The organism is Corallococcus sicarius, from assembly GCF_003611735.1.
In the GTDB taxonomy this organism is placed as follows: domain Bacteria; phylum Myxococcota; class Myxococcia; order Myxococcales; family Myxococcaceae; genus Corallococcus; species Corallococcus sicarius.
On sequence record NZ_RAWG01000002.1, the window covers coordinates 15,585 to 40,625 of the forward strand.

The following is a 25,041-nucleotide window of genomic DNA, read 5'->3' on the forward strand; positions in this document are numbered from 1 at the left end:
TCCCCGACGTTAGACGCCCAACGAGGCCAGGGCCAGTTGGCGGAAGGCTTCGCTGCGAGAGAGGACGGCGCCCACCTCCACGCCTGTCGGGTCACCGCCGCGCGAGCCCGCGTCCAGCTGCGCCAGCACGCGGCCCGCCGCCAGCGACGCCGGCATCGCGCGCCAGGCCGCCACCGCCGCGGCCTCCCACGGAAGCACCGTGCCGGGACGGGTGAGCTGCACGCCCGCGTCGCCCAGCGCCAGCGCCAGCGCGCACAGCCAGCCCAGCTCCACCGCGCCGAAGCACCCCAGCGCGCCCGCGCCCAGCACCAGCGCGTCCGGCGACGTGAGGTACGCCTCCACGCCGCCCCGCGGGTCGACGGACAGGCGCACGCCCTCCGCGCCCAGCGACGTGAGCACCGGACTCAGCGCGACGTGCAGGCGCGACAGGTTCTCCCCCGTCACCGGCACCAGGCCGTCCGGCTCCGGGTGCTGGAAGTCCTGCGCGGGGCGGACCAGCGCGGACACGGGGGCGCGCGGCGCGGGGGCGTCGCTGGAGACGAGCGCGGCGCCAATGCCATCCGTGCGCTCGGCGGACTCCGCGCGGCCCAGGGCGCGCAGCGCTTCCGCGTACAGCGTCCAGCCATCCACGTCCGGCCACTTCTCGCGCAGCAGCGCCGGCCAGAAGCGCACCGCGAGCGCGGCGCCATCCGGGGACGGAGACAGGCGCTCGGTCACCCAGCGCGTCAGCTCCGGCGTGAGGTGGTTGCCTTCCGCCAGCCGCTCCGTGAGGCGCACCGCGGGGCCCACGAGCTGGGCGTCCAGGTAGCCGCGCAGGATGACTTCCAGCTCGGCGGGCTCGTGCGTGAGGCGCTCGCGCAGCCGCAGCGCTTCGCCCACCAGACCGCGCGCCTCCGCGAAGCGCACCCGGCGGGCGAGCCGCTCGTCCGTGTCCGGGAGCTGTTCCAGCTGCGTGGCGGCTTCCGCGTAGCGCTCCTGGGCCTCGTAGGCGACCGCCAGCTGCTCGCGGTACGGCGTCCACGCGTCGGGGCCGGCGAGCTTCGCCAGGGTGTCCGCCAGCGCGAGGAACACCGGGGCCTCGCGCGCCTCGTCCACCAGCGCGAGCAGCGACCGCACGGCGGCGAGGTTGTCCGGGTCGTCGGTGAGGGCTTCCTGGAAGGCCTCGCGCGCCTCGGAGGGCTGCTCCAGGGGGCCCTGCAACAGCTCACCGCGCTCCAGGTGCAGCAGCGCGCGCGCCTTCGCGTCGACGGTGTCCTGCGCGAGCAGCGCCAGCGTACGCTCCGCGGACTCCCGCTGGCCGGACTCCAGCTCCAGGGCGTAGCGCTCGCGCAGCAGCTCCTCGCGGCGCGCGGGCCAGCCGTCCGCGGCGAAGGCCAGTGACTCCAGGCGCGCGGGCCCCGGCAGCGCGCGCACGCGGGCGAGCACCGCTTCGGCCAGCGCCTCGGGCTCCAGGCCCAGCTCCGGCAACAGCAGCATCAGCCTCGCGGCGAGGCCTGGATCCGCGCCCAGCTCGTCCAGGGCCCGGAGGCGCGCGACCACGGGGGCCGGGCGGGCGCGCAGCACCTCATCGCGCAGGGCCACGGCGAAGGCCGCGTCACGCTCGTAGGACAGGGCGGCCAGCTCCAGCAGGCCCTCCCATTCGGCGTCCTCGCGCAGACCGTCCGCGAGGGCTCCCGCGTGGGCGGGATCCGCGTCCGGCATCGCGACCAGGGCCCAGAGGGCCACGCGCGTGCGGGGCACGTCTCCGGCCTGCGCGGCCATGGCCAGCGCGTCGGAGTACTCGCCCGCGGCCATGGCGGGCGCGAAGCCCACGTCCAGCGCGCGCGCGAAGGCGCCCAGGCGGGCGAAGCGTCCGGCCAGCTCCATGGGGGAGAGCATGTCCGGCGCGTCGGTGGCGATGCGCTCGATGACCTCCAGCGACTCGCCCATGTCGCCGGCCTTCTCCCAGAGGCCAGCGGCCTCCAGCAGCAGCGGCGGGCGCTCCTCGGGCGCGGCCAGGCGGGCGGCCTGCAACAGCGCGCGGGCCGCGCGGGGCGCGTCTCCCGAGGCCCGGTGCAGGTGCGCGACCAGCAGCGCCGCGCGCAGGTCCGGTTCGGTGGCGACGGCGGCCTTCGCGGCCTTCAGCGCCTCTTCCAGCAGGCCCGCCTTCTCGAAGGCGCGGGCGGCGGCCACCAGCAGCGACACGCGCGGCTCACCCGACACCAGCTCCGCGCGGGCCACCCGCACCTCGGCGCGGCGCGCGTGGGCTTCACCCAGCAGCGGCTCCAGCGCCTCCAGGGCGTCGGCATAGCCGGCCCCGGAGGGACCGCGCGCCACCACGGCCTCCAGTGCGTCGCGGGCGGCGTCCTCGCGGCCCGCATCCCGCGCGAGCCCCGCCAGCTCCAGCCGGAGCACGGCGGCCTCGTCCGCGTCCTCCGTGCGGGGGACCAGCCGCTCCAGCGCGGCGAGCAGGGCCTCCGACGCCTTGCGCGCGCGCAGCCCTTCCACCAGGGCGCGCAGGGCGGCCGGGTTCTCCGGATCCGCCTCCGCCGCGCGCTGCGTGAGGGCCCAGGCCGTGTCCGCGTCCGACAGCGAGTCGTTGGCCACGGACGCGGCGGCGAGCAGCAGCTCCGCGGCGCGTGCGCCACCCGCGGCCTCCGCGCCGACCTCGTAGATGCCCAGCAGGTCGCCGTGACGGCCCAGGGCGCGCAGGCCCTCCACCGCGCGGTCGATGACGTGCGCGTCCGCGGGGCGCAGCCGGGCCAGGGGCACCAGCGCGTCGATGGCCTCGCGCGGATCATCGAAGAGGTCCGCCGCGCGGCGCAGCAGCACCTCCTCCGTCGCGGAGTCCTGCGCCCGACGCGCGAGCTGCAACGAGGCCCGGTACAACCCGGGGCCGTTGCCCGTGCGCGAGTGCACTTCCGCAAGCAGCGACAGCGCTTCACCGCCGCGCGCGCCCTCCGGCTCCAGCGACACCACGGCTTCGAACGCGTCCGCCGCGTCGTGGAACGCGCCCGACGCGAGCGACGCATGGCCCAGCCGCAGCCACGTGCGCACCAACACCGGCACCGGCAGCGAGTCTCCGCCCAGCGCGAGCACGCGACGGTCGTACGGCTGCGCGGCGGCGGGACCTCCGCCCTGGGCGGCCAGCTCGGCGCGCGCGCAGAGCGCATCCACGTCGCCGCCCGCGCGGCCCAGGTAGTCGTCGAAGGCCTCGGCGGCCTTGAGGGCCTCACCGGCGTCCAGCAGGCGCTGGGCCCGCTCGCGCAGCAGGGGCAGCGCCTCCGACGGAGACACGGCCTCGGCGCGCTGGCCCAGCAGGTCCGCCAGCCGGCGCACGTCTCCGGCCGCGCGCTCGCGCACGTGCAGGAAGGCCTCGGCGTTGGCGGGGTCCAGCTCGAACGCGCGGTCCTCGCAGAGGATGGCGCGCTCGCGAGCCCCGCCGTCACGGAAGGCGCTCGCGGCGGCGAGGTAGCTGGTCGCGGCATCGGCGGGCGTCTGGCGCTCTGCGCGACGGAGCATCAGCTCGGCCAGGGCCTGCCGCTCCTCCGTCTCCTCCAGGAACGCGCGGTGGCGCGTGAAGATGGGCTCCCGGAAGGGGTCGGCCTCCAGGAGGATGGCGTCGAACTCGGCGGCGTCCGCCGGGCGGCGCACCTGGTGCAGCAGCTCCGCCGCCTGCGCGGTGAGGTCCAGGTCGTCCGGCTTCGCGGCGCGCGCGGCGATGAGCGCGGCGGCGGCGGCCTCCGGCTTGTTCGCGCGGTCGCGGTAGAGGACGGCGGCCCGGTACAGCAGCGCCGCGTGACGGTCGACGTCGGTCTCCGCCTCCGCGCACTCCTCGTACCAGGCGGCCAGCTCCGCGATGCGGCCGTCGCGCTCCAGCAACTCCGCGAGCAGGCCTTCGGCCTCCGCGAGCGCGCGGTCCTGACGCAGGGCCTGCCGCAGGAAGCCTTCGGCCTTCGGCGCGTCCGCGAGTTCGCCCAGGTTCAGGCGCGCGAGCCGCAGCAGCACCGCCGCGCCCTGCTTCGTGCCCGTCAACCGGGGCAACGCGCGCTCCCACCACCGCGCTTCGGCGGACGCGTCGTCGCGGCGCTCGGCCAGGGCCGCGCCCAGGCGGGCCGTGTCCAGTTCCTCCGCGAACCCGAACGCGCGCTCCAGCGACTCCTCCGCCGCGTTGAGGTCCAGCTTCACATCGCGCAGCAGCTCCGCGCGGCGGCGCTCACAGGCGGCGGCCTCGGCGCGACGGTCCTCGGAGGCGAGCAGGTCGCGCGCATTGGCGAGCGAGCGCAGCGCTTCGTCCGCGCGGCCCAACACCTCCGCCAGCCGGGCCTCTTCGTCGTAGGCCGCGAGCGCCGCGTCCACGTCCCCGGCCTGGAGGCTGAGCGCGGCCACGTGCTGCAATTCGGCCAGCAGCTCCGTCGAGCGGCCCGTCTCCCGGTAGAGCGCGGCCAGCCGACGGCGCAGCGGCAGGGGCTCCTTCGCCATCTGCGCCGCGTGGGACAGCAGCGACGCCGCGATGCCCGCGTCCGCCAGCGCCTCGCGCGCCCGCTCCGCCAGCGTCACCAACCGCGTGACGGTGGCCTCGGAGGGTGCCAGCACGCGCGCGTGGGCGACGCGCACCTCGAAGGCACCTCGCGGATCATCCTTCTCCAGCAGCGCGGCGAGCCGTTCGACGGCGCGCTCGCTCAGCGGACGCTCCGTGAGCAGGTGCCGGTACGCGGCCACCGCGCGCTTCACGTCGCCGGCCTGCTCCGCCAGCTCGCCCAGCCGCAGGGACACGGCCTCCGCCGCCTCCGGGGCCGCGCGGAAGTCCGCCGCCGCGACCAGGGCCTCCTGAAGCGGCAGGGCCTCGCGCACCGCGCCGCGCAGGTAGAGCAACTCCGCCAACGTGGCCAGGTCCTCGCCCCGCGCGGGCACCCGCGCGTGTGCCCGGCGCGCGAGGGTCAACGCACGGTCCAGTTCCTGGGCCTGCCGCGCGTACGTGACGCCTTCTCGCAGCAGCGACGCGGCCTCGGCGGGCTCCGCGTCCTCCGCCGCCGCCTCCAGCAGCCCCGCGGCCTCCAGCAGCTCGCCGCGACCGGCCACCAGCGACACCAGCCGGCGGCGCACCGTCCCATCGGCCGGCGTCAGCCGCAGCGCCTGTCGCAGCGCGGCCTCGGCGGGCGCGCTCTGGCCCAGCCGGTCGAGGTAGAGGCTCGCGAGCTCCGCGTACAGCGTCGCCGCGACGGCGGGCGAGGCGTGCGGCGCTTCGGCGGCGAGCAGCTCCGCCAACCGTGCCCAGTCCTCCAGGTCGCGCAGCACGCGCTGCAACGCCTGCGTCGCCTCCTCGTGACGGGGCGCGAGGAGGAGCGCGGCCTCCAGGTCGCTCGCGGCGGCCTCGCGGTCGCCCTGCCCTTCCAGCAACGTGGCGCGCAGTTGCAGCGCTTCCACGCGGCGCGCGATGGGGCCCTGACGCGCGGCTTCGGCGAGCGCGGCGGCCTCTTCGGCGGGCTTGCCCTCACGGCGGGCCAGCTCCGCGAGCGCGAAGAAGGCGTCATACCGCGCGTCGGCGGGCAGCTCCAGCGCGATGGCGGCGCGCAGGGCGTCCCCGGCGGAGGCGCGCTCGTCCTTCTCCAGCAGCACGGTGGCCAGGGCCAGCAGTCGCTCACGGGCGCGGGCGCCCAGGCTCGCGTCGGCGGCCACGGCGCGGCGCCATGCATCCAGCTCCGCGGGCGCATCCGCCGCCTCGCGCGCCAGCTCCGCCAGCATCAGCAGCAACGGCGCGGGCTTGCGCGACAGCTTCGCGGCCTGCGCGCCGTCATCCCGCGCGGCCCCGACACGACCGGCGCTCCGGTGCAGCGCGGCGCGGCGCGCGAGCAGTTCGGCGCGGGCCTCTCCGGACGCGGCGGACACCAGCGTGCCCAGCAGCTCCAGCCGCTCGGCCTCCTCCTCCGCGGTGCCCGTGCCCGGCGGGGGCAGCAGCTCCAGCAGCGCCTGCGCCGCCCACGCGTCCTGCGACTCCTCCGCCAGCAGGCTGCGCAGCGAGTCCGCCGCGGCGCTCGCCCGGCCCAATGACAGACACAGCTCGGCCAGCTCGCGGCGGGCCTGACGGCGGGCGTCTCCGGCGAGGCGCGGCCACAGCTCCACCAGCAGGTCCGCCAGGGCCTCGCGCGCGCCGGCCTTGCGGTGCAGCGCGGCCAGCTCCAGCCGCGCGTCCAGGTCCTCCGGCGTGCGCGCGCAGAACTCCGCGAGCAGGCGGCGGGCCGCGTCCGTGCGGTTCGCGCGCACGGCGGCGGTGGCGGCCTTGCGCGTGAGGGCCACGCGCTCCGCCTCGCGCGGTGCATCCGCGTCGGCGGGCGGCAGGGCCAGCACCGCCTCGAAGTCCTCCAGCGCGGCGCGGGCATCCGGCGTCAGCCGCAGCTCGCCCCGGCGGATGCGCGCGGGGGCGAAGGTCGCATCGCGCTCCAGGGCCTCCGCGAGGAAGGCCTCCTCGCGGCTCGTGCCCGTGGCCAGCAACGACGCGCGGAAGAGCAGCTTCGCGCCGGTCCGAGCGTCCGGCACCAGCGAGGCCCGCCGCGCGTACAGCCGCGCCGCCTCCAGCTTCTCGCCGCGCTCCAGCTCCAGCTCGGCCAGCGCCTCCAGCACCTCGGCGGCCAGCGGGCCCTCGGGGCTCGCCTCCAGCGCGGAGGCCAGTCGCATCAGCGCGGCGGACTTCTCCCCGCGCTCCAGCAGGGCGCGCGCGCTCTGGAGGAACAGCGGCGCGGCCTCTTCGGCCCGGTCGGCGCCCGCGAGCGCCTGCGCGCGCGTGGCCCACAGCTCCGCCAGCGCCTGCGTCTCACCGGCCTCCGTGTAGAGGGCCTCCAGCCGCGTGGCGAGCACGTCGTCCAGCCGGCGCAGCGGGAAGGCCTGCGCATAGGCGGCGATGGCGCCCTCGCGGTCCCCCAGCAGCTCGCACGCCCGGCCCAGCCTCGCGCGCACGTCCGCCAGCTTCTCCGGCGCCGCGGTGCGCGGCAGCATGGCCAGCAGCGACTCCAGCGCGCGCCGTGCGTGTTCCGGCCGCTCGCAGCGCAGGCTCAGGTCCGCCAGGTCCAGCAGCACCGCCGCGTCCGGGGCCAGCCGCGCCGCCTTCTCCAGCGCCACCAGCGCGTCGCCCACGCGCCCCAGCCGCGCCTCCAGCACGCCCGCCAGCTCGCGCAGCGCCGCCGCCGCCAGCCGCTTGTCGCCCTGCGCTTCGGCCACGCGCGCGCGGGCCTCCAGCGCGGTCGCGAGCCCGGCCAGGTCCGCGCGCTTGCGCTGCAGGGCGCACAGCTCGCCCAGCGCCGGCAGGTCGTCCGGCTCCGCGCGCAGCACCTCCTGCAACGCATGCACGGCGAGGTCCAGGTCGAAGGCGAGGTCGCGCGCGGCCACCGCGAGGCGGCGGTACTTCTGCGCGCGCTCCTTCGGCTCCGCCGTCAGCCGCGCCAGCGCCGCGAGGCAGCGGGTGAGCTGCGCGCCATCACGGCGGGCCTCGGCCAGCGCGAGCAGCGACTCCAGCGCGGGGCGGTGGTCGCCATCCGCCTCCAGCGCCAGGGTGAGCAGCTTGTCGGCCTTGTCCGGCTGCTGGAGCTTGCCCCGGTACAGCTCGCCGGCCTCGGCCCACAGCGCCGCGCGCGCCTTCGGATCCTCCTTGAGGGCGGCGGCCTTCTCCAACGCCTCGGCCAGCTCCTGCGAGCGGCCGGTGACGCGGAAGTACGGGATCAGCTCGTCCAGCGCCACCGCGTCGCGAGGATCCAACGCGAGCGCGGCCTCCAGGTGCTCGCGCGCCCGCGCCGGGTCGCCCAGCCGCGTGCGCGACAGCCGCGCCAGCGCGTGGTGACTCTCATGCGCGGCGTGCCGGATGCCTTCGGAACGCGGCGCGGGGCCCGCGAGCTCCAGCGCCTGCTGGTATCCGCTCAGGGCCTCCTGCAACCGCCCCAGCCCTTCGGCCACGCGCGCGGAGGCGAACAGCGGCTCGGGTTCACCGGGCAGCAGCGACACCGCCTCGCGGTAGCGCAGGAGCGCGTTCTCCGGCTGCTTCAGCCCCTCTTCCCACACGCGGCCCGCGAGCAGGTCCGCCTGTCCCACGCGGTCCAGCTCATGGCGCGCCATGGACACTTCGCGCAGGCGGTCCAACGCCTTCAGCGCGCGCAGGTGCTCGCCGCCGCGGTGGCACAGCTCGCCCAGCAGCAGCAGCGCGTCCGGCTGGTCCGGCGACAGGCGCAGCGCGGCCTCGCAGTGCAGCCGAGCCCCCGCGATGTCGTCCTCCGTCTGCGCGCACAGCCGCGCCAGGTGCACGTGCGCGTCCGCGGCCTCCAACGGGTCGCGCGCCAGGGCCGCGAGCCGCCGGTACGCCCGCACCGCGCCCGCCCTGTCGCGGGCCTGATCCGACGCGCGCGCCAGCGCCTTGAGCGACGGCAGGTGGTCCGGCTTGAGCCCCAGCAATTCGTGCAGCGCCTTCACCGCCACCTGGGGCGCGGTGTCGCGCGAGGAGCGCGCGGCGGCCTCGGCGGCGAAGAACGCGGCGGCCTCTTCCGACGTGCGACGGGCCAGCGCGCACAGCGCCAGGTAGCGCTCCGCCGCGCGGGCCCCCTCGCCCCGGCGCTCGCGCACCACGGCCTCGCCCCACAGCGCCGCGGGGCTGCGGTCGCGACGGCGAAGGAGCGTGGCCGCCACATCCAGGGCCAGGTCGTGCGCCTGCGGATCCGCCACCAGCAGCGCCAGCAGACGTTCGGCCGCGAAGGGGTGCGCGTCCTGCGCGTCCCCTGCCTGGAGGTAGGCCTGCCGGGCCTCGGCGAGCCGCCCCTGCGCGACGAGCCCCTCCGCGTCCGCGAAGGCCCGCGCGCCCTCCAGCGCCAGCATCAGCTCCTCGTCCGGCGCGGCGGGCGGCGGCAGCCCTCCAGCGGCGAAGCGCAGCCGCAGGCCGGTGCTGGAGACCTCCGCGGCGGACAGGCGCGCGGTGTCCAGCGTGGGCACCTTGTAGCCCCGGCTCAGCGCGGCGCGCTCGCACAGGGCGGGCAGCACGCGGGTGGAGAAGCCGGTGGCCCCCCGCACCTCGACATCCGGCAGCAGCCCCAGCGCGCCCACCGCCGTGGACAGCAGCCCCGGCAGCTGCACCGACGGCGTGGCGGAGAAGCCATACAGCCGCACGTCGTAGACGTAGACGGCCAGCCGATCCCCGTCCGCGTCAAAGGCGATCTTGAACGTGAACGGCGTGCGCTCCGGCGCGGGCAGCCGTCCCTGGCCCTCCAGGTAGCCGGGGCGGAAGTGCAGCCGCAGCTCCTCCACGCCGGCGAGCCGTCCCGCCAGCTCCGCCACCTTGCGCGTGATGAGGTCCGCGTCGACGGACAGCTCCAGGAAGCCGAAGAGCAGCTTCTTGCGCTGGTAGCGCGTGGCGCCCGCGCTGACGTTGAACGGGAAGCTGACGTCCGGAATCTGGAGCGCGAAGTCGGAGATGCGCAGGCCGGGCTGCACCTCCAATGCCGGAAAGCCCACGAACGCGCGCCGATCCAACAGGCGAAGCTCGGGGGCGGCGCCCGTCTGGGCGGCGGCGGACTTGGGGGACTCGCTATCGGTGGCCATCTTCGGAGGGGGGAGAGGCTACCATGACCCCTAAGCCCCCGAAATTTTGGACAAACCCCCGCTCGCACGGCAGGCGGCGGGGCTCTGGGCACCCAGGCGAACTTCCGATGGAGGATCGCCATGCGCTCCAGGCGGAAGCCGTGCAATATGCCGCGCCGTGCTGGTCCCCGACGCCCTGGTCCTCGATGGTCGTTTCCGGGTCCTCGGACCCCTGGGCTCCGGGGGCATGGGTGAGGTGTACCTGGGCGAGCAGGTGTCCCTGGGTCGCAAGGTCGCCATCAAGGTCCTCCACCACGACCTGCACGCCCAGCCCGGCATGGCCGAGCGCTTCAAGCGCGAAGCCCGCCTGCTGTCCGCCGTGGAGCACCCGTCGGTGGTGCGCATCGTGGACTTCGGCGAGTCCGGCGACGCCGCGTGCCTGGTGATGGAGTTCGTGGAGGGGCAGAGCCTCTACGACGCGCTCGTGCAGGGGCCCCTGGCCGCGCCCCGGGCGCTGGCCCTGCTGCACCAGCTGGCGGAAGGGCTGGCGGCCATCCATGAGAAGGGGATCATCCACCGCGACCTGAAGCCGGAGAACGTCTTCATCTCCCCCAGCGTGCGCGGCGAGCAGGCGCGCCTCTTGGACTTCGGCATCGCGAGGCTGGTGGAGCCGGACGCCAACAGCGCGCTCAGCCAGATTGGCGTGGTGCTGGGCACGCCGGAGTACCTCTCCCCGGAGCAGGCCCTGGGCGCGAAGGTGGACACGCGCAGCGACCTGTACTCCTTCGGGGTGCTGGCCTACCGCGTGCTGTCCGGGCGGCTGCCTTTTGATGGGCCCTCGCCGCGACACTTCCTCTCCCAGCACGCCTCGTCCGCGCCGCTGCCCCTGGAGCGCGCGGCGCCGCAGCTGTCGCGCTACGTGGGGCTGCTCTCGCTGGTGATGCGGCTGCTCGACAAGGACCCGGCGAAGCGGCTCCAGACAGCGAACGAGCTGGCGGACGCGCTGGGCATGGCCCACGCGGCGCTGGTGGCGTTCACCCCGAGCCAGGGCACGCCCATCGTCCACGCGGGCATGACGCCGTCTGGCGGGATGGCGGCCTACGGGCCTCCGGGGGTGCTGCGCGGCGAGCCCTCCGGCACGGCGGCCTTCGGCGTGACGCCGCCGCAGCCCGGTCCCGGTTCGGGCACGGCGGCCTTCGGCGTGACGGAGCCCGTGGCAGCGCCCTCGGGGACGGTGCCGCCGGTGCAGTCGCGCACGGGCACGGCGGTGTTCGGGACGGCGGCCCGGGTGACGGGCAGCATGGGGGCGGTGACGGGCGGCGCGGCGGTGGCGAAGCCGCAGAACGTGACGGTGATGCTCACCGACATCCAGGGCTTCACCGAGCGGATGAGCCGGCAGACGCACGAGGAGAACGCGCGGATGCTGGACACGCACGACCGGCTGCTGCTGCCGCTCCTGCGCGAGCACGACGGCAAGCTGGTGCAGAAGCGCGGCGACGCGCTGCTCGCGGTGTTCCGGGCGCCCTCCTCCTCCCTGCGCTGCGGCATGGCGATGCAGCTGGCGCTGTGGCGGCACAACCAGACGCTGCCGCCCGAGCAGCAGCTCCACGTGCGCGTGTGCCTGCACGCGGGCGAGGTGCTGGTGACGAGCGACTCGGTGCTCGGCGAGCCGATGGAGGTCGTGAAGGCGGTGGAGCACGTGGCCGCCGCGGACGAGGTGACCTTCACCGAAGCGGTGAACATGGTCCGCAACCGCGCCGAGGCCGCCGCCGAGCCGTGCGGCACCATCCCCCTGCCCGGCCGCGAGGAGCAGGTGCAGCTCTACCGCGTCGTCCGCGCGGCGGAGGGCCCGCCCTTCGCCGAGGCGCTGGGGGCCCGGGACTCCGCGTCGAAGCGCTCGCCGCTGGAGGCGCTGGGCGCCCTGGGCCCGAAGGTCCGCGCGGGGCTGGGAGTGCTGCGGAGCCGCCTGGGCCCGAAGGTGGTCACGGGCGTGGAGGTGCTGCGCCAGCGGCCTCGCGTGCTGGGCGGAGCCGTGGCGGCGCTGGTGCTGCTGACGGCGGGAATCGCCTGGTGGGTGCATGCGAGTGATCCGCTGGTGCAGGCGCGCGGGTTGTTGGAGGACGGCCAGCCGGCCGAAGCGCTCCAGTTGTTGAACGGACCGCCCGTGCAGAAGGGCGCTCCCGCGACGCGGCTGCGCGCGGCGGTGAAGCACGCGCAGGGGTCGCACGACGAGGAGCACAACCTGCTCCTGGGTCTGGACAAGGAAGACCGGGCGGACGTGGAGCCGCGGCTCCTGGACGGGCTGGCGGAGGACTTCGGCGACGGCGAGCAGGACCGCTCCATCCGCCGGGCGCTGGAGGCGCTGCCTCGCGACACGGTGCGCTCGCACTTCCAGTCCCTGACGCGCGGGGAGCCGTCGCCCAAGCAGTGGGGCGCGCTGCGCTACCTGGAGTCGGTGCAGGACACGGAGGGCCTGGAGTTGGTGAAGCTCTACACGGCGTCGTTGGACTCGCCCGACTGCGGCGTGCGCACGAAGGCAGCCTCGCGGCTGTCGGCGCTGGGCAATCCGTCCGCCCTGCCCGCCCTCACGCGCGTGGCGGAGGCCGCCCGCGAGAAGCCTCCCGCCGGAACGCGGCCGTGCAATCCGCAGCCGTTCACCCGGGCCATCGAAGAGCTGAAGAAGAAGACGCAGGCGCCGTAGTTCCGGCGTCAGTGACCTCCGAGACCACCATGCGATGGATGTCCCTGCTCCTGTGTGGATGGTGGCTGGGCTGTGCCGCAGCGGCGGATTCCCGGCCGCCCCTCTCGACCGAGGTCGCCTGGGAGGACTCCGCGCAAGGCGCTCACGAATGTGACGACAGCGGCGAAGACGTATGTCTGACCCCGGTGTGCTCCGACACGGGGTGCGCCCTGTATCGCTGCGAAGACCTGTCGCCGGGTCGGCTCGTCCGCACGCGCTCAGGGGCCACGCCTCCGGTGATGATCGCGCCGGGAAGCGGCGCCCAGCGGACATGGGGCAGCGCGCAGGGCCTCCCAGGAGACGCGCGGCCCGTCATGGTGTTCCGCTGGCATCGGCGCGAGAAGCTGCCCAGCGAGCTCCAACGGGAACGGGCCTACGAGGAGTGGTCACACAAGCCAAAGGAACGGCATCACCTCTTCCCCCAGGCCTTTCAGGACTACTTCGCGCGCAAGGGCATCAACGTGCATGACTACGTCTTCGCCATCGACGCGGAGGTCCATGCCCGCATCCACCGGGGGAAGAACGGCGGCCCCTGGAACGCCGAATGGCGCGCATTCATCGAGCGCACCCTCGGCGAAGCCCCGAAGCACGAACACCTCGAGCACGCGGGCGCGCTCATCCAGAAGTTCTTCCTCGTCGGCTACACGATGACCTACTGGCAAAGGGTCGACCTCACCCCCGTTCCCAGGGACTGAATGCGCTACTTCGAGCTTCGAGAGTCCACGGACGCCACGCCCTGGACCGGTGAGTTTCGCGCGAGGAGACAGTGGGGCCTGCCCGGTGTGGCGTGCCCGACGTGCCACGCGGAGTGGAGCGGCGTGCTGTCCCATCCCGCCGTGGACCTCTCCCGCCTTCCAGAGCGACAGGCGTTCGAGACGCCGCGGTTGGAGCCCTACGCGGAATATGCTCGGCTCGCGGAGCAGGTCCGTTCCCTGCTTCCCCCCGGCGCGCTACTCCAGCCCGGTTGCACCTTCGGTCCGCTGCGTGGCACTGCGCAGGGACGATTCGGTCCCGTCACCGTCTTCCCCTCCTGGGAGATCTTCCTGCGCGAGGACGTCCTGACGTCCTTCCGAGCCAGCCCGCTGCGGGGACTGGTCCCGGTGCAGGCGGAGCTCTCCTTCCCGACGAAGGACTCGCAGCAACTCCACGAGCTTCAGCTGATCCCCACCGGCCGCCTGCACGAAGCCTGCCTTCCAGTGGGAAGACCACCACCGTGCGCGACGTGCGGGCGGCAGGGGTTCAGGGTGCCCCCCAAGCGGTGGCTGGATGCGGGTTCCCTGCCTGCCGACCTCGACATCTTCCGACTGGAGGACGCAGTGACGCTGATCATCGCCACCGAACGGTTCGTCGAGGCGCTCCGCGCGCTGGGCCCCAGCGATGTCGGAATCCTCGAAATCGAAGCGCGGTAGTCCTGGTGCGGCCCGTGGAACGCGCTGTGTGTCACGGGCGCCGCGCCTTCGGCCCCGCGCTCAGGCCAGTGCCGCGCGGATCCGTTCGCACACGCCTTGCATCCACGCGGGCCCTCTCATGCATCCCTTCCCCCTTCCGAGTCCCATGCTCCCACTGCGCGCCTGCGTCCTGCTGCTCCTGCTCTCCGCCTGTGCCTCCACGCCGCCTCCCGTCGTCGCCTCCACCCCCGCCACGGAGGAGACCGTGCTCGCGGAGGACGTGAGCGTCCGTCGCATCGCGCCCGGATTGTGGGTACACGTCACGAAGGCGAGCAAGGACTGGGGCAAGTGGAGCGGCACGCCCGCCAACGGACTCATCGCGGAGGACGGCGAGTCGTCCATCCTCGTCGACACGGGCTGGGAGCCCCGTCACGCCGAGGTACTGCTCACCTGGGCGCGCGACACGCTGCACCGCCCCGTGCGCGCCGCGCTGGTGACGCACTTCCACATGGACCGCGTCGGCGGCATCCCCGCGCTCGACGCACAGGGCATCCCCGTCCACGGCCGCGAGGACACCGCGCGTCGCGCCAGCGCCGCGGGCGACCCCGTGCCTGGGCAGCGCCTCTCGGATGCGCAGGACTTCGGACCGCTGTCGGTGTTCTTCCCGGGCGCAGGCCACGCACCCGACAACCTCGTCGTCTTCCACCCGGCCACGGGCGTCCTCTACGGAGGCTGCTTCGTGAAGGACGCGCAGGCGAAGGACCTGGGCAACCTGGGGGACGCGGACGTCACCGCCTGGCCCGCGAGCCTCCAGCGCACGCGCGAGCACTACCCCGACGTGCGCGTCATCGTGCCCGGCCACGAACTCCCCGGAGGACCGGAGCTGCTCGGCCACACCGAAGCCCTGCTGCGCGAAGCGCCAGGCGCCACCTCGCGCTGAGCGCCTCAGTCATCCCGGCGGGCGTGGCCCTTCTTCTTTCCATGGCCGTGACCGTTGCCATGCCCCCGGTCGTCGTCATCCCAGTCGTCCCGGCCGCCGCCCTTGCCCTTCACCTTCTCGTTCACCTTGAGCAGGTTGCGCGAGTACGCGTCGTAGTCCAGGTGCAGGTGCCCCTTCGCCCCCGGAGCGAAGGCGCGCAGCTTCACCTTCCACACGTTGTTGCCGGTGAGGTGCGCCTCCTGCAACTCGCACTGGTACCCGCGCGAGCGGCACTGGTCGAACCCGCGCCGCACCGCCTCGTCGTAGTTCATCGCCACCGGACGCGAAGGCGGCGGGCGCGGTGAGGGACGCGGGTGGCGGCTGTTCGCCACGATGCAACCCGACGAGAGCAGCAGGGTTCCCAGAAGCAGGGGCAATTTCATGCGCGAGATGACGCCACACCTGCGCCCGGATTCAAACAGGCCCCCCGTATGGCCTCTGACTGCCGTGAGGCTACAAACCTCCAGGGGAGGCGAACGCGACGAACAACTCTCCGGCAAGGTAGGCGCGCAGCCCCTTGCTCGCCGGTCGGATGTAGTCGTTGAGCAGCGCGCCCTTCGCCTGGCGGTGCACCGTCGGGAACGCGAGGTTCATGTGGCTGCGCGCCACACCCTTGCCGCCACGGTGGATGAACGTCACGGTGCCGTCCGGATCCACGCGCTCGACGACCGCGACGTGCGTCATCCCGTCGTTGCGCTTGCCGTCGCGGTTGCGGTCGTACGTCTCGCGGAAGAACGCCAGGTCCCCGGGCCTCGGCTTCAGCCGGTGCACCGCGCCCGCCGCCTGCGCGCGCCGGAAGATGCCCGTCACCGCGTTCTCCCCCGCGAGGAAGCCGTGCGCGACCAGGTCGATGCCGGCCTGCAGGTACGCCAGCCGCACCAGCCCGGAGCAGTCATTGGGCACGGAGCGATCCAACTTCCGCGCGCCCACCAGCTGCGCCGCGCGGGCCACGATGCCCCGAGCCTGCTTCGACGGCGGCGGCAACAGCTCATCCCAGAAGCCGCCCGGGCCCTGCGTGGGCCCCGTGAAGAGCGCCGCGGCCTCCAGCGCCGCCGCGATGACCCCCGCCTCCTCCGGCAGCCCGCGAGGGTCCGCCGCCATCAGCGCCGCCAGGGAATCCCGACCCTCCGGCGTCACGAACTCCAGGGGCGGCGGGGCCTCCGCCTTCACGCCCAGTGCGCCCTCGGCGCCCACCGCCGCGACCCTCGGCGACCCCCGGGGAGCAGCGGTGGTTTCGGTGGACGGAGGCCCCCACGCCGTCTTGGGAGCGACGTCCGGGACGTGCGCACAACCCACCAGGGAGCCCAGCGACAGCAGGATGACGAGCGACGAACGGCGCAGCAGCAACAAGTCCTCCGGGGGTGAACGCCGGCGCATTCAACCCCGGAATCGTTGTACGTCAAACAGCGATCACCCCTCCCAGGTCGCGAGCAGGTCTCGCACCCGGGCGTACCTCTGGAGGAGGGCTGCACGGTGGGCGCTGAGCACCACCATGAAACCCACCACCAGCAGCCCCAGCAGCGACAGGAACGCGGCCCCCACGCGGTGGTCGCGCATGCCGAAGCGCACCAGGTTGGCGGCCACGGCCGTCACGAGGAACGCCGAGCCCAGGTACACGTAGGAGCGGATCCGCAGCGCGATGCCCGCGCCCACGCCCACGAGGCAGAGGAAGACGCACAGGAGCATCGCCTCGCCGTCGTTGAAGAGCAGCGGCTTCCAGGCCCCGGCCACGTAGATGCACGTCACCGCCACGGCGCGCAGCTGCGCGTAGGCGTCCTGCGACAGCCCGCCCCGGAAGACGCGCAAGAGGGCCAGCACGGACAGGCCCGCGGGGATGGCGTAGTACTGCGGCTCGCCGGTGCCGGTGCCCAGCCACACGAAGAACAGCGCCGTGTTGAAGGCCGCGACGGACACGAGCGACGCCGGGCCCTTCGTCTTCGAACACGCCGCGAGCGCCGCGAAGTGCGCCGCGTAGCCCACGAGCAGCGCCACCGCCACGAAGGGCTCGCCCCACGGCAGCGACAGCAGGCCCGCCAGGGGGAACAGCCACGCGCCCGCGATGGACGGACGGCGGAAGGCCTTCAGGCCCGCGCCTTCACGCCGCACGAACAGGTACAGGCCGGTGAAGACCGCGCCGCCGATGAGCGACGCCAGGCTGTCCGGGGCGCTGGGGCTCGCGCCCACGCCGATGAGGCGCACGCAGAGGTAGCCCGCCGCGACCACCGCCTGCGCCATCCACGCCGCGGCTTCGTCCTCCTCCTTCGCCGCGCGCCGCACCAGGGCGAAGAGCAGGAAGACGAGCCCGCCGCACGCCACCCACGCCTCGCGCGACGCGCCGCCCGGGACGTGCACCGTCATCACCGCGAGCACCACCTCCGCGAGCGCCACGCCGGAGAAGCCCAGGCCCATGGGCCCGCGCACCTTCCGGCCCGCCACCGTCAGCACCAGCGTGGCGAGCAGCGCGCTCGCCGCGCCGAAGTACGGGAGGATGAACTCCGCGCCCCGGCCGGTGGAGTACACCGCGCCGAAGTGCACGATGAGCGCGTGGACGGCGAAGAGGGACGCAGCCCAGCCCAGCCATTCACGCTCGCGGCGGCGCAGCACCACCGTCCACGCGGTGGCCCAGGCGAAGAGCACGCACACCGGCATCCCGGGGTGCTTCAAGTGCCGCAGGCCCGCGAGCGACAACAGCGCCAGCACCGCGCCGCCGTGATGCAGCGCCGCGCCCACCGCCACGCCCCGCGCGTCCAGCCCGAAGCCCACCAGCGCCAGCACCAGGCCCACGCCGGCCAGGATGGCGGGCGCCCACAGCGGCGGCACCGCGGCGACCAGCACCGCGCCCAGCAGGGCCGTGGCGCCGTTCATCATCAGGCGCTCGCGCGTCACCATCAGCACCAGCGCCGTGGCACCCGCCACCAGCGCCACCGGAAGGGGCAGCGCGCCCGGGCCCGCGTTCACCAGCCACAGCCCCAGCAGCAACGTCAGGGTGCCGGCGCTGCCCACCCACAGGGGCTCGCTCCACGTGCCCTCGATGCCCGGCGTGAGGCGGGCCATCACGTTCGTCAGTGTGCGCTGCACGGCGCCGGACTGGCACGCCGCGGACAGCAGCGCGGCGGCCAGGGCCACGCCCGCGACGAGCGGCCCCGCCTCCGGGCGCCACGAACCGGACTCCACCGCCAGGCCGATGGGCGCGAGCGAGAACGCCCACACCGCCGCGGTGAGCAGCCACCGCTGGGACAGCAGGAAGGTCGCCGCCAGCAGCACGCCACCCAACGCCGTCAGCGCAGCGGGCGTCGGCGAGGAGAGGACGGAGAGCAGCGTCACGGCCAGCGCGCCACCCACGGCGGTGGGCCGCAGCGCTTCGTCGCGAGCGCCCCGGAAGAAGGCCGCCACCGCGCCGGGCACGTGGTGCGCCGCCAGGGCGAGGGCCAGCAGGAGGACGGTGGCGAAGGGCCGCGCCTCCGGGATGAACATCAGGAGCGCGGAGGCGACGCCCACGCGCAAGGACGGCAGGGGCCCCGTCATGAGCACCAGCGCGACCGCGGAGACCAGGGCCGCGCGCTGCTCCGGCACCAGCAGCGACAGCACGCCCAGGGCCGCGACGGCCACCTGCATCCACTTCGACAGCGCGTGACGCGGGGCTTCGTCAGCGGAGCGCAGCAGCAGCGAGGCCGCGGACGGCACGTGCTCCGCGACGCGCACCAGCAGCAGCGGGTAGAGCGGCAGCAGCGCCACCCACGCGGGAGGCGTGCCCACGGCCACGATGCCCACCAGGCCGAAGGGCACCATCAGCGCCGCGGCGAAGGGCTGGCGCAGCGTGCGCGTCCACAAGAGCGGCAGCAGCGCGGGGCCCAGGAGCGCGAGCAGCGTGGCGCCGGGAGCCCGTGCCAGCGAATGGCCCTCCCAGCACACCGTGGACGCGACCAGCACCGCCATCGCGGTCAGCGTGGAGACGAGCGAGAAGGACTGGCCGCCCGTGGCGATGCGCCGCACGGCGGGCACGTCGTCCAGCAGGGCCAGGACGCTGAGGAACGTGGCCAGGCCCAGCAGGGCCAGCGGCCCCACCGTGTACAGCGCGACGCCCGCCTCGATGGTGGCCATCAACACGCCCAGCGTGGAGGGCAGCGCGCGCGTGGTGAAGAGGGCCGCGAGCGCCGCGCCCAGCAGGAACACGGTCTGCTGGCCCGGGGGCGCCAGCTCCACCGGGACCAGCGGCAGGACGAGCGCGAGGATGCCCGCGGTGACGGTGCTCGCGCTGCGGCCCTTGTGCGCGGCCACCACCGAAGCGAGGAGCGACGCCGCGATGAGCAGGACCAGCGACACCGCCGGCGGCAGGTGCCACCCCGAGTAGTACCAGGGGACGTCCGGCAGCAGCGCGAGCCCCACGAGCACGACCGCGAACGGCCGCACGACCGGGAAGGTGCGCGACACCACCGCCACCGTCGCGGCGGCGGTGAGGAGCACGGGGCCCAGGAAGGGCTGCTGGGCCACCAGTCCCCAGCTCACGGCGAGCCCCGCGTACAGGAGGGCCGGGATGCCCAGCCGCTTGAGCAGGCCGCCGCGCTCGCCGAGCAGCGCGAGCACCAGCGCCCCACCCACCATCGACGCGAGCACCGCCTGCGTGGAGTGCACGGTGGCGAGCTTCGGCAGGAGGGCCGCGGCGAGGAAGGCGCCATAGGCCACGTAGCCGTCGTTGCGCAGCCGGAACGCGGCCACCAGCACGCCCGCGCTTCCCAGCGCCATGCCCATGACGGGCGCGGCGGTGGCGCGGGTGCCCAGCGCGAGGCAGAAGGCGCTCGTCGCGAGGACGCCAACGACCGCGCTCAGGAAGCGCTGCGTGCGCGCATCCTCCAGGCGCCACACGAGACCCGCGAGGCCCAGGGCCAGTACACCCGCGATGACGGTCGCGGTCCCCAGACCGAAGGCGATGGCTCCGGAGATCGGCAGGACCGCGAAGAGCACGGAGCCCACGGCGGTGAGCGGGAAGCGCTTGAACAGCAGGCCCGCGCCCAGCGACAGCACGGCCAGCGCGAGCGTGGCGAAGAAGGCCGGGCGCGCGTCGGTGCCCAGGTGTCCGTAGAGCGCGAACGCGGGCGCGGCCCAGGTGGTGGCGCGCAGGAGCACATCGGCGATGCCCAGGTCGCGCGCGGCGCCGGAGCTGGCGGAGCTGTCGGAGCGCTCACCGCGACGCTGGAGGCGGAACGCGAGCACCAGGCCCGCGAGCACGAACGGGATGGCCGTCAGCGCGCCGTACTGGAAGGGCAACACCTCCGAGGGCGGGTAGCCCAGGCGCGTCTTCAGCGCGTTGAGCAGGACCGTCGCCGCATGAGGGACCAGTTGCACGCTGGACGCATAGGAGAGGTAGGCGCCCGCGTACGCGGGGTAGAGCCACGGCAGGCGCGACACGGGCCCACGCGACAGGGCCACCAGCGTGCCGGTGAAGATGGCGGCGGTGAGGAAGAGGGCCGGCGTGGTGCCACCGATGGCGCCCGCGAGGCAGGCCACCTGGAGCGCCACGGTGCCGATGGCGAGCGGATCCGCGGAACGTTCAGCGTCAAGCGTGCGGAAGCGCAGGCAGGTGGCGAGCAGGAAGGCGACGAAGGGCGCGTAGGTGCCGGCGGGGACGGAGGCGTCCGCGGAGCCCAGGGCCAGGTGCAACCGGATGGCGAACAGCGCGGTCAGGTACAGGGGCGCGGCAATCGCGAACGCGAGCGCATCCCCCTTGCGCGGGGTGGTGAGCGGCTTGCTGGACAGCAGGAAGAAGAGGAGGCACGGCAGCGCGTTGAGCCACACCGCCGGAGCGCCCAGCCGCGCGGCCAGGGGGGCGAGCCCCATGATGAGCGTGGCGCCGACGAGGCCCACCTGGATGAACGGGCGCGAGGGGGCGTCGAAGGACTCGGCGGGCTTGCGTGCGAGGAACGCGGCGACGCCGGCCCAGACGAAGAGCAGCGGCACGAGCAGCGCGGGGTGCACGCCGTCGAGTTGGAGGGACTCACCGAAGCCCATGGGCCCCAGCGCGACGCCGCCCAGCGGGGCCACGGCGGAGCCGATGAGGCCGAGGATGTGGCCCGGCTTGCGCAGGGACTCGCGGCGGGCGAGGAAGCCGCCCCAGACGGAGAAGCCGACGGAGTAGCCCACGGTCATGAGGAAGACGGTGAGCGAGCGGGTGACGGAGGTCATCCCGGCCCAGGACTCGAAGACGAAGTAGAGCGTGCCGGAGAGGATGAGGAACGCGCCGATGAACCACGCGATGCTCTCGTAGAGGAACGGCCGCCACACGCGGCTCCACGACGACGCCTCCTCGACGAGGCGCGCGGTGCGACCCGCGGGCGCGGGCGGATCCATGAACGGCTCGGCGGGGTTCGGCGGGAGCCGGCGGGACGCGGCCGCGCGCTGCTCGTTCACGGCGCGCGCGCGGGACTCAGCTGCGCGCTGCTCGTTCACTGCGCGCGCGCGGGACTCGGCGGACAACCGGGTGGCCACGGGGAGGCGACCGGCCACGGTGTCCGGGGTGGCGACGCCCAGGGACGCGGCGGCGTCATGCACGGTGAAGCGCGCAGCGGCGGCGCTCACCAGCTTGGGGGCCTCCGGAACAACGGCCTCCGTGAGCGCATGAGCCACGGGCGCTTCGGAAGCCTCGGGCGCGTCGGCGGTGACGTTCGCGACCTGGGCTTCAGCGGGGACAGAAGCTGTCGCGGCAGCCTCCGGCGCGGCGAACATCACGGGACCGACGGCAGCGGCCCCCTCCCCCATCGGCGTGGGCACGAACTCGTTCGTGGGGAAGGCTTCGTTCGGGACTGCGACCGGCTCAGGCGCGGGCGTCAGCGCTTCAGCGGGCGTCTCGGTGAGAATGGAGAGGAGGACGCGGGCCTGTCGCTCGTAGCGTTCGGTGAGCCAGCGGCGCACGTGGGCGGGCACATCGGAGGCTTCCCAGCGCGGGGCCTCGTCCAGGAGGAAGTGGACGTGCGCGAGCTCGGCCTCGATGGCGGAGCGGGCTCGGGCGGACAGCGAGGTGCCGCAGAGAACGCACTGGCGCGCACTTCCCAGGCGTTCTTGTCGGCAGGCAGGACAGTACATGGAACTTCCCCCTCTACAACGGACGTGCCACGGACAATGCCCTGGAAGGTCGCGGGATTGAAATCCACGGGGGGTGCGGTGGGCGCGTGGCACCTGTGCAGGGAGCTGCACAGGTGCACACCCGGCGCTGGCCGCCGGCAACGAGGCATGGGACCGTGGAGGTCATGAGCACGGAACTGACGTTGCGGCCCATCGAGGCCCGAGACGACGCGGCGATGGCCGCGGTCATTCGCGCGGTGATGCCGGAGTTCGGAGCGGACGGCCCGGGGTTCGCGATCCACGACCCCGAAGTGGACGCGATGAGCGCGGCCTACACCCGGCCGAGGCACGCCTATTTCGTCGTCGTACAAGAAGGTCGGGTGGTGGGAGGCGGAGGCATCGCGCCGCTGGACGGAGGCGCGCCGGACGTCTGCGAGCTGCGCAAGATGTACTTCCTGCCCCAGGCCCGGGGCCACGGCGCGGGCGAGCGGTTGCTGAGACACTGTCTGGAGTTCGCGAAGGCCGCCGGCTTCCGTCAGTGCTACCTCGAAACGCTGGCCGGCATGGCGCAGGCACAGAAGCTCTACCAGCGGCTCGGCTTCGAAACCCTCTGCGCCCCCATGGGCGGCACCGGGCACTTCGGCTGCGACCGCTGGTACGCGCTGGACCTCACGAAGAGCGCCTGAGCGCTACGGCATGAAGGCACGTCGCGCGAGGATCTTCCCCTCGGGCGACACCGCGTACAGCTCGAACCAGTCGAACTCCAGACCGCTGCCCACGGGCCATCCGCATCGGTCGAGACGCCGGTCGATGCGGACGAAATAGACGCCACCCTCCTGGCCCACCACCACGTCCAGTGAGCGGGCAGAGGACTCGCACGCGCCCGCATCCTGCTTGGGAAAGCTCGCGAGCACGCGCTGGAGCGCGGCATGGGCCGCCAGGATGGCCGGGCCGTCCAGGGTCGCAAGCGGGCGGAGATCCGTGGGCCACCGGATGCCAGCCTGGGTCCCTCCATCCGTGATGGAGGCACTCCCGCCATCCGCCACAAGCGACACCAGGAGAAGGACGTAATGGAGTTTCAGCACACAGCACCTCTCCCACGGCAGTGGTGAGTCGGCATCAGAGCCAGCACGTTTCAAGCAGTACGGCTGACTGCTCTCCCTCCTATCAAGAGAGCAGGCCAGGACACGCAGCAAGTATTGCCCTTCCGACCCAACTTGTCAGGTCAGGAGGCCCGCATGGCGGATACGAAGCAGCCCCGACGCGCCCCGCGCGTACAAAGCGCACGCACCACGCACGCCGCCCCCGCGCGCACGGACAAGCTCCCCTTCGACATCGAAGAGGTCCTCCGCCGCGTGCGCCACGAAGTGCGCTCCTTCGCGGACGCGGCGATGTTCGAACTCGCCGCGAAGGGCCATGGCTCCCTCTTCGAGCAGCTCATCGCGTGCATCCTCTCCATCCGCACGCTCGACGAGGTCAGCCTCCCCGCGTCCCTGCGCCTCCTGGAGCGCGCCAGCACCCCGGACGCCCTCGCCCGCCTCACACCCGAAGCCATCGACGCGCTCATCCAGCCCGTCACCTTCCACGAAGCCAAGGCGTACCAGGTCCACGCCATCGCCGTGCGCACGCGCGACGAATTCCACGGCCAGCTCCCCGCCGACCCGGACGTGCTCCAGACGTTCAAGGGCGTGGGCCCCAAGTGCGCGCACCTGGCGCTCGGCATCGCTTGCGGCCACGAGGTCATCAGCGTGGACATCCACGTCCACCGCGTCACCAACCGCTGGGGCTACGTGAAGGCCTCCACCCCGGAGCGCACCCTCGCCGCGCTCGAAGCCGTCCTCCCACGCCCCTACTGGGTGGAGCTCAACCGGCTCCTCGTCCCCTTCGGCAAGCACGTGTGCACCGGCTCCCGCCCGAAGTGCTCCACCTGCCCCGTGCTCTCCTACTGCCGGCAGGAGGGCGTCACCTCCCACCGGTAGCGCCGCGCCCTACCGGTCCCGCCCCGCGAACTGCGTCGCCCGGCGCGCGAACCTGCGCCACGGGTTCGTCCGCCCACCGTTCTGCAGCGTGACCTCCTTCGAGTGTCGGATGTCCTTCTCCCAGCACCCCTCCAGCTTCGCGGCGATCTCCTTGTCCTCGAACACCAGCGACCCCTCGCTCAACTTGTTGAGCGACAGCGCATCCAGGTTCGTGGAGCCCACTACGCAAAGCCAGTCATCCACGAGCATCGTCTTCGCGTGCATCATCGCCGGCTGGTACTCCCAGATGCGCACGCCCGCTGCCAGCAGCCGCTCATACGTGGACCGCTGCGACGCGCGCACCACCGGCACGTCGTGGTGCCCACCGGGCCCCAGCACGCGCACGTCCACGCCCTGCCGGACCTTCACCTCCAGCTGCTCCAGGATGGCGTTGGGCGGCGTGAAGTACGCATTGGCAATCCACAACCGCTTCGTCGCCGCCGCCACCACCAGGCGCACCATCCGCTCCGCCTCGGTGATGCCCAGCCGCCCCGTGCTGTCGATGAACGCCGCGCACCCGCCGCCGTCCGGCTTCAGCTCCGGGAAGGCCTCGCGCGGCAGCAGCCCGCCGCCCGACTCCTGCCAGTGCTTGGCGAAGGTGACCTGGATGCGCCGGACCTCCGGCCCCTCCACGCGGATGTGCGTGTCGCGCCAGTTGTCCTCCTTCAGCCCGTCGCCCTCCCACACCTTCCAGATGCCGAAGCCGCCCGTGAACGCGACCCTCCCGTCCACCACGACGATCTTCTGGTGGGAGCGCCCCAACAGCCGCCCCAGCACCTTGCCCGCGAGCAGCCGGTAGTAGTGCACCTCCACGCCCGCTTCGGTGAGCCGCTTCTCCACCTTCTGGTCGAAGTCCTTGTCCCCCGTCGTCTCCTCGCTGCCCACGGGGTCCACCACCACGCGGCACTGCACCCCCGCCCGCGCGCGCTCCGTCAGCGCCTCCACGAAGCGGTCCGACAGCTCGCACGGCCGCCAGATGTAGATGAGCATGTGGACGCTGTGCTTCGCCGCGCGGATGTCCTGCAACATCCGCTCGAAGACCTGGCTGTTCTCCAGCAGCTCCATCCGGTGCCCTGGCGACAGGCCCACGCCCGCGGACTGGTAGAGCGCGAACGAGAAGCCCTCCGGACCGGGCGGCAGCTCGAACGGTCCCTGCATCTCGTGCTTGCGGTTCGCACCATCGAAGCCATGGGCCCCCGGCTGGGGCAGCAGTTCCACGTCCTGGAGGTCGCTCATTGGACCCAACGTAAGAACGCCCCGCGCCGCACGGGAGTGACCGCCCGTCTCCCCGTCCGCGCGGTGAACAGGACTCCATTCCGTCATTGCCGC

At 73.9% G+C, this 25,041-nt stretch carries 12 protein-coding genes; 6 read left to right on the plus strand and 6 right to left on the minus strand.

Annotated features, from left to right (window positions below; genetic code table 11):
- Positions 1-9: 9 nt before the first annotated feature.
- Entirely contained in the window at positions 10-9,552 is a 9,543-nt protein-coding gene (locus D7X12_RS00415; protein ID WP_120623279.1) for a flagellar hook-length control protein FliK, read from the minus strand.
- Positions 9,553-9,709: 157 nt separating this feature from the next.
- Between D7X12_RS00415 and D7X12_RS00420 the strand changes: the two genes are divergently transcribed.
- The 4 genes from D7X12_RS00420 to blaCOR all read left to right on the plus strand — a co-directional run bounded on the left by D7X12_RS00420 (position 9,710) and on the right by blaCOR (position 14,599).
- Positions 9,710-12,232 carry a protein kinase domain-containing protein gene (locus D7X12_RS00420; protein WP_120623280.1) on the plus strand — a complete coding sequence of 841 codons (2,523 nt, stop codon included), beginning with the start codon at positions 9,710-9,712 and terminating at the stop codon, positions 12,230-12,232.
- A 29-nt stretch (positions 12,233-12,261) separates the two neighbouring features.
- On the plus strand, positions 12,262-12,966 hold the full coding sequence (sitA6, locus tag D7X12_RS00425; RefSeq protein ID WP_439329336.1) for a SitA6 family polymorphic toxin lipoprotein: 705 nt from the start codon (positions 12,262-12,264) through the stop codon (positions 12,964-12,966).
- Complete coding sequence (gene sitI6 / locus D7X12_RS00430) at positions 12,967-13,680, plus strand: SitI6 family double-CXXCG motif immunity protein (RefSeq protein WP_120623281.1); 714 nt, start codon at positions 12,967-12,969, stop codon at positions 13,678-13,680.
- Positions 13,681-13,825: 145 nt separating this feature from the next.
- Complete coding sequence (blaCOR, locus tag D7X12_RS00435) at positions 13,826-14,599, plus strand: COR family subclass B1 metallo-beta-lactamase (RefSeq protein ID WP_244224259.1); 774 nt, start codon at positions 13,826-13,828, stop codon at positions 14,597-14,599.
- Between the two features lie 5 nt (positions 14,600-14,604).
- Here the strand turns inward: blaCOR and D7X12_RS00440 are convergent, their stop codons facing one another.
- From D7X12_RS00440 to D7X12_RS00450, 3 genes are all read right to left on the minus strand, one after another.
- Complete coding sequence (locus D7X12_RS00440; RefSeq protein WP_120623283.1) at positions 14,605-15,021, minus strand: hypothetical protein; 417 nt, start codon at positions 15,019-15,021, stop codon at positions 14,605-14,607.
- 70 nt (positions 15,022-15,091) lie between these two features.
- The gene (locus D7X12_RS00445) at positions 15,092-16,015 is read right to left on the minus strand and encodes a CHAP domain-containing protein (RefSeq protein ID WP_341868193.1); all 924 of its coding nucleotides are present in this window, start codon (positions 16,013-16,015) and stop codon (positions 15,092-15,094) included.
- Positions 16,016-16,048: 33 nt separating this feature from the next.
- Positions 16,049-21,715, minus strand: coding sequence for a hypothetical protein (locus D7X12_RS00450; RefSeq protein ID WP_120623285.1), 5,667 nt, complete (start codon positions 21,713-21,715; stop codon positions 16,049-16,051).
- A 164-nt stretch (positions 21,716-21,879) separates the two neighbouring features.
- Between D7X12_RS00450 and D7X12_RS00455 the strand changes: the two genes are divergently transcribed.
- Positions 21,880-22,380: a GNAT family N-acetyltransferase gene (locus D7X12_RS00455; protein WP_120623286.1), complete on the plus strand. Its 501-nt coding sequence runs from the start codon at positions 21,880-21,882 to the stop codon at positions 22,378-22,380.
- Between the two features lie 3 nt (positions 22,381-22,383).
- Here D7X12_RS00455 and D7X12_RS00460 read toward each other — a convergent pair whose 3' ends face one another.
- Positions 22,384-22,779 carry a hypothetical protein gene (locus tag D7X12_RS00460; protein WP_244224260.1) on the minus strand — a complete coding sequence of 132 codons (396 nt, stop codon included), beginning with the start codon at positions 22,777-22,779 and terminating at the stop codon, positions 22,384-22,386.
- Between the two features lie 153 nt (positions 22,780-22,932).
- Between D7X12_RS00460 and D7X12_RS00465 the strand changes: the two genes are divergently transcribed.
- Positions 22,933-23,673: an endonuclease III domain-containing protein gene (locus tag D7X12_RS00465; protein WP_244224261.1), complete on the plus strand. Its 741-nt coding sequence runs from the start codon at positions 22,933-22,935 to the stop codon at positions 23,671-23,673.
- 9 nt (positions 23,674-23,682) lie between these two features.
- On the opposite strand, the gene D7X12_RS00470 is transcribed toward D7X12_RS00465, so the two are convergent.
- Positions 23,683-24,948 (minus strand): phospholipase D-like domain-containing protein, encoded by a 1,266-nt coding sequence (locus tag D7X12_RS00470; RefSeq protein ID WP_120623287.1) that lies wholly within the window; start codon positions 24,946-24,948, stop codon positions 23,683-23,685.
- Positions 24,949-25,041 lie beyond the last annotated feature (93 nt).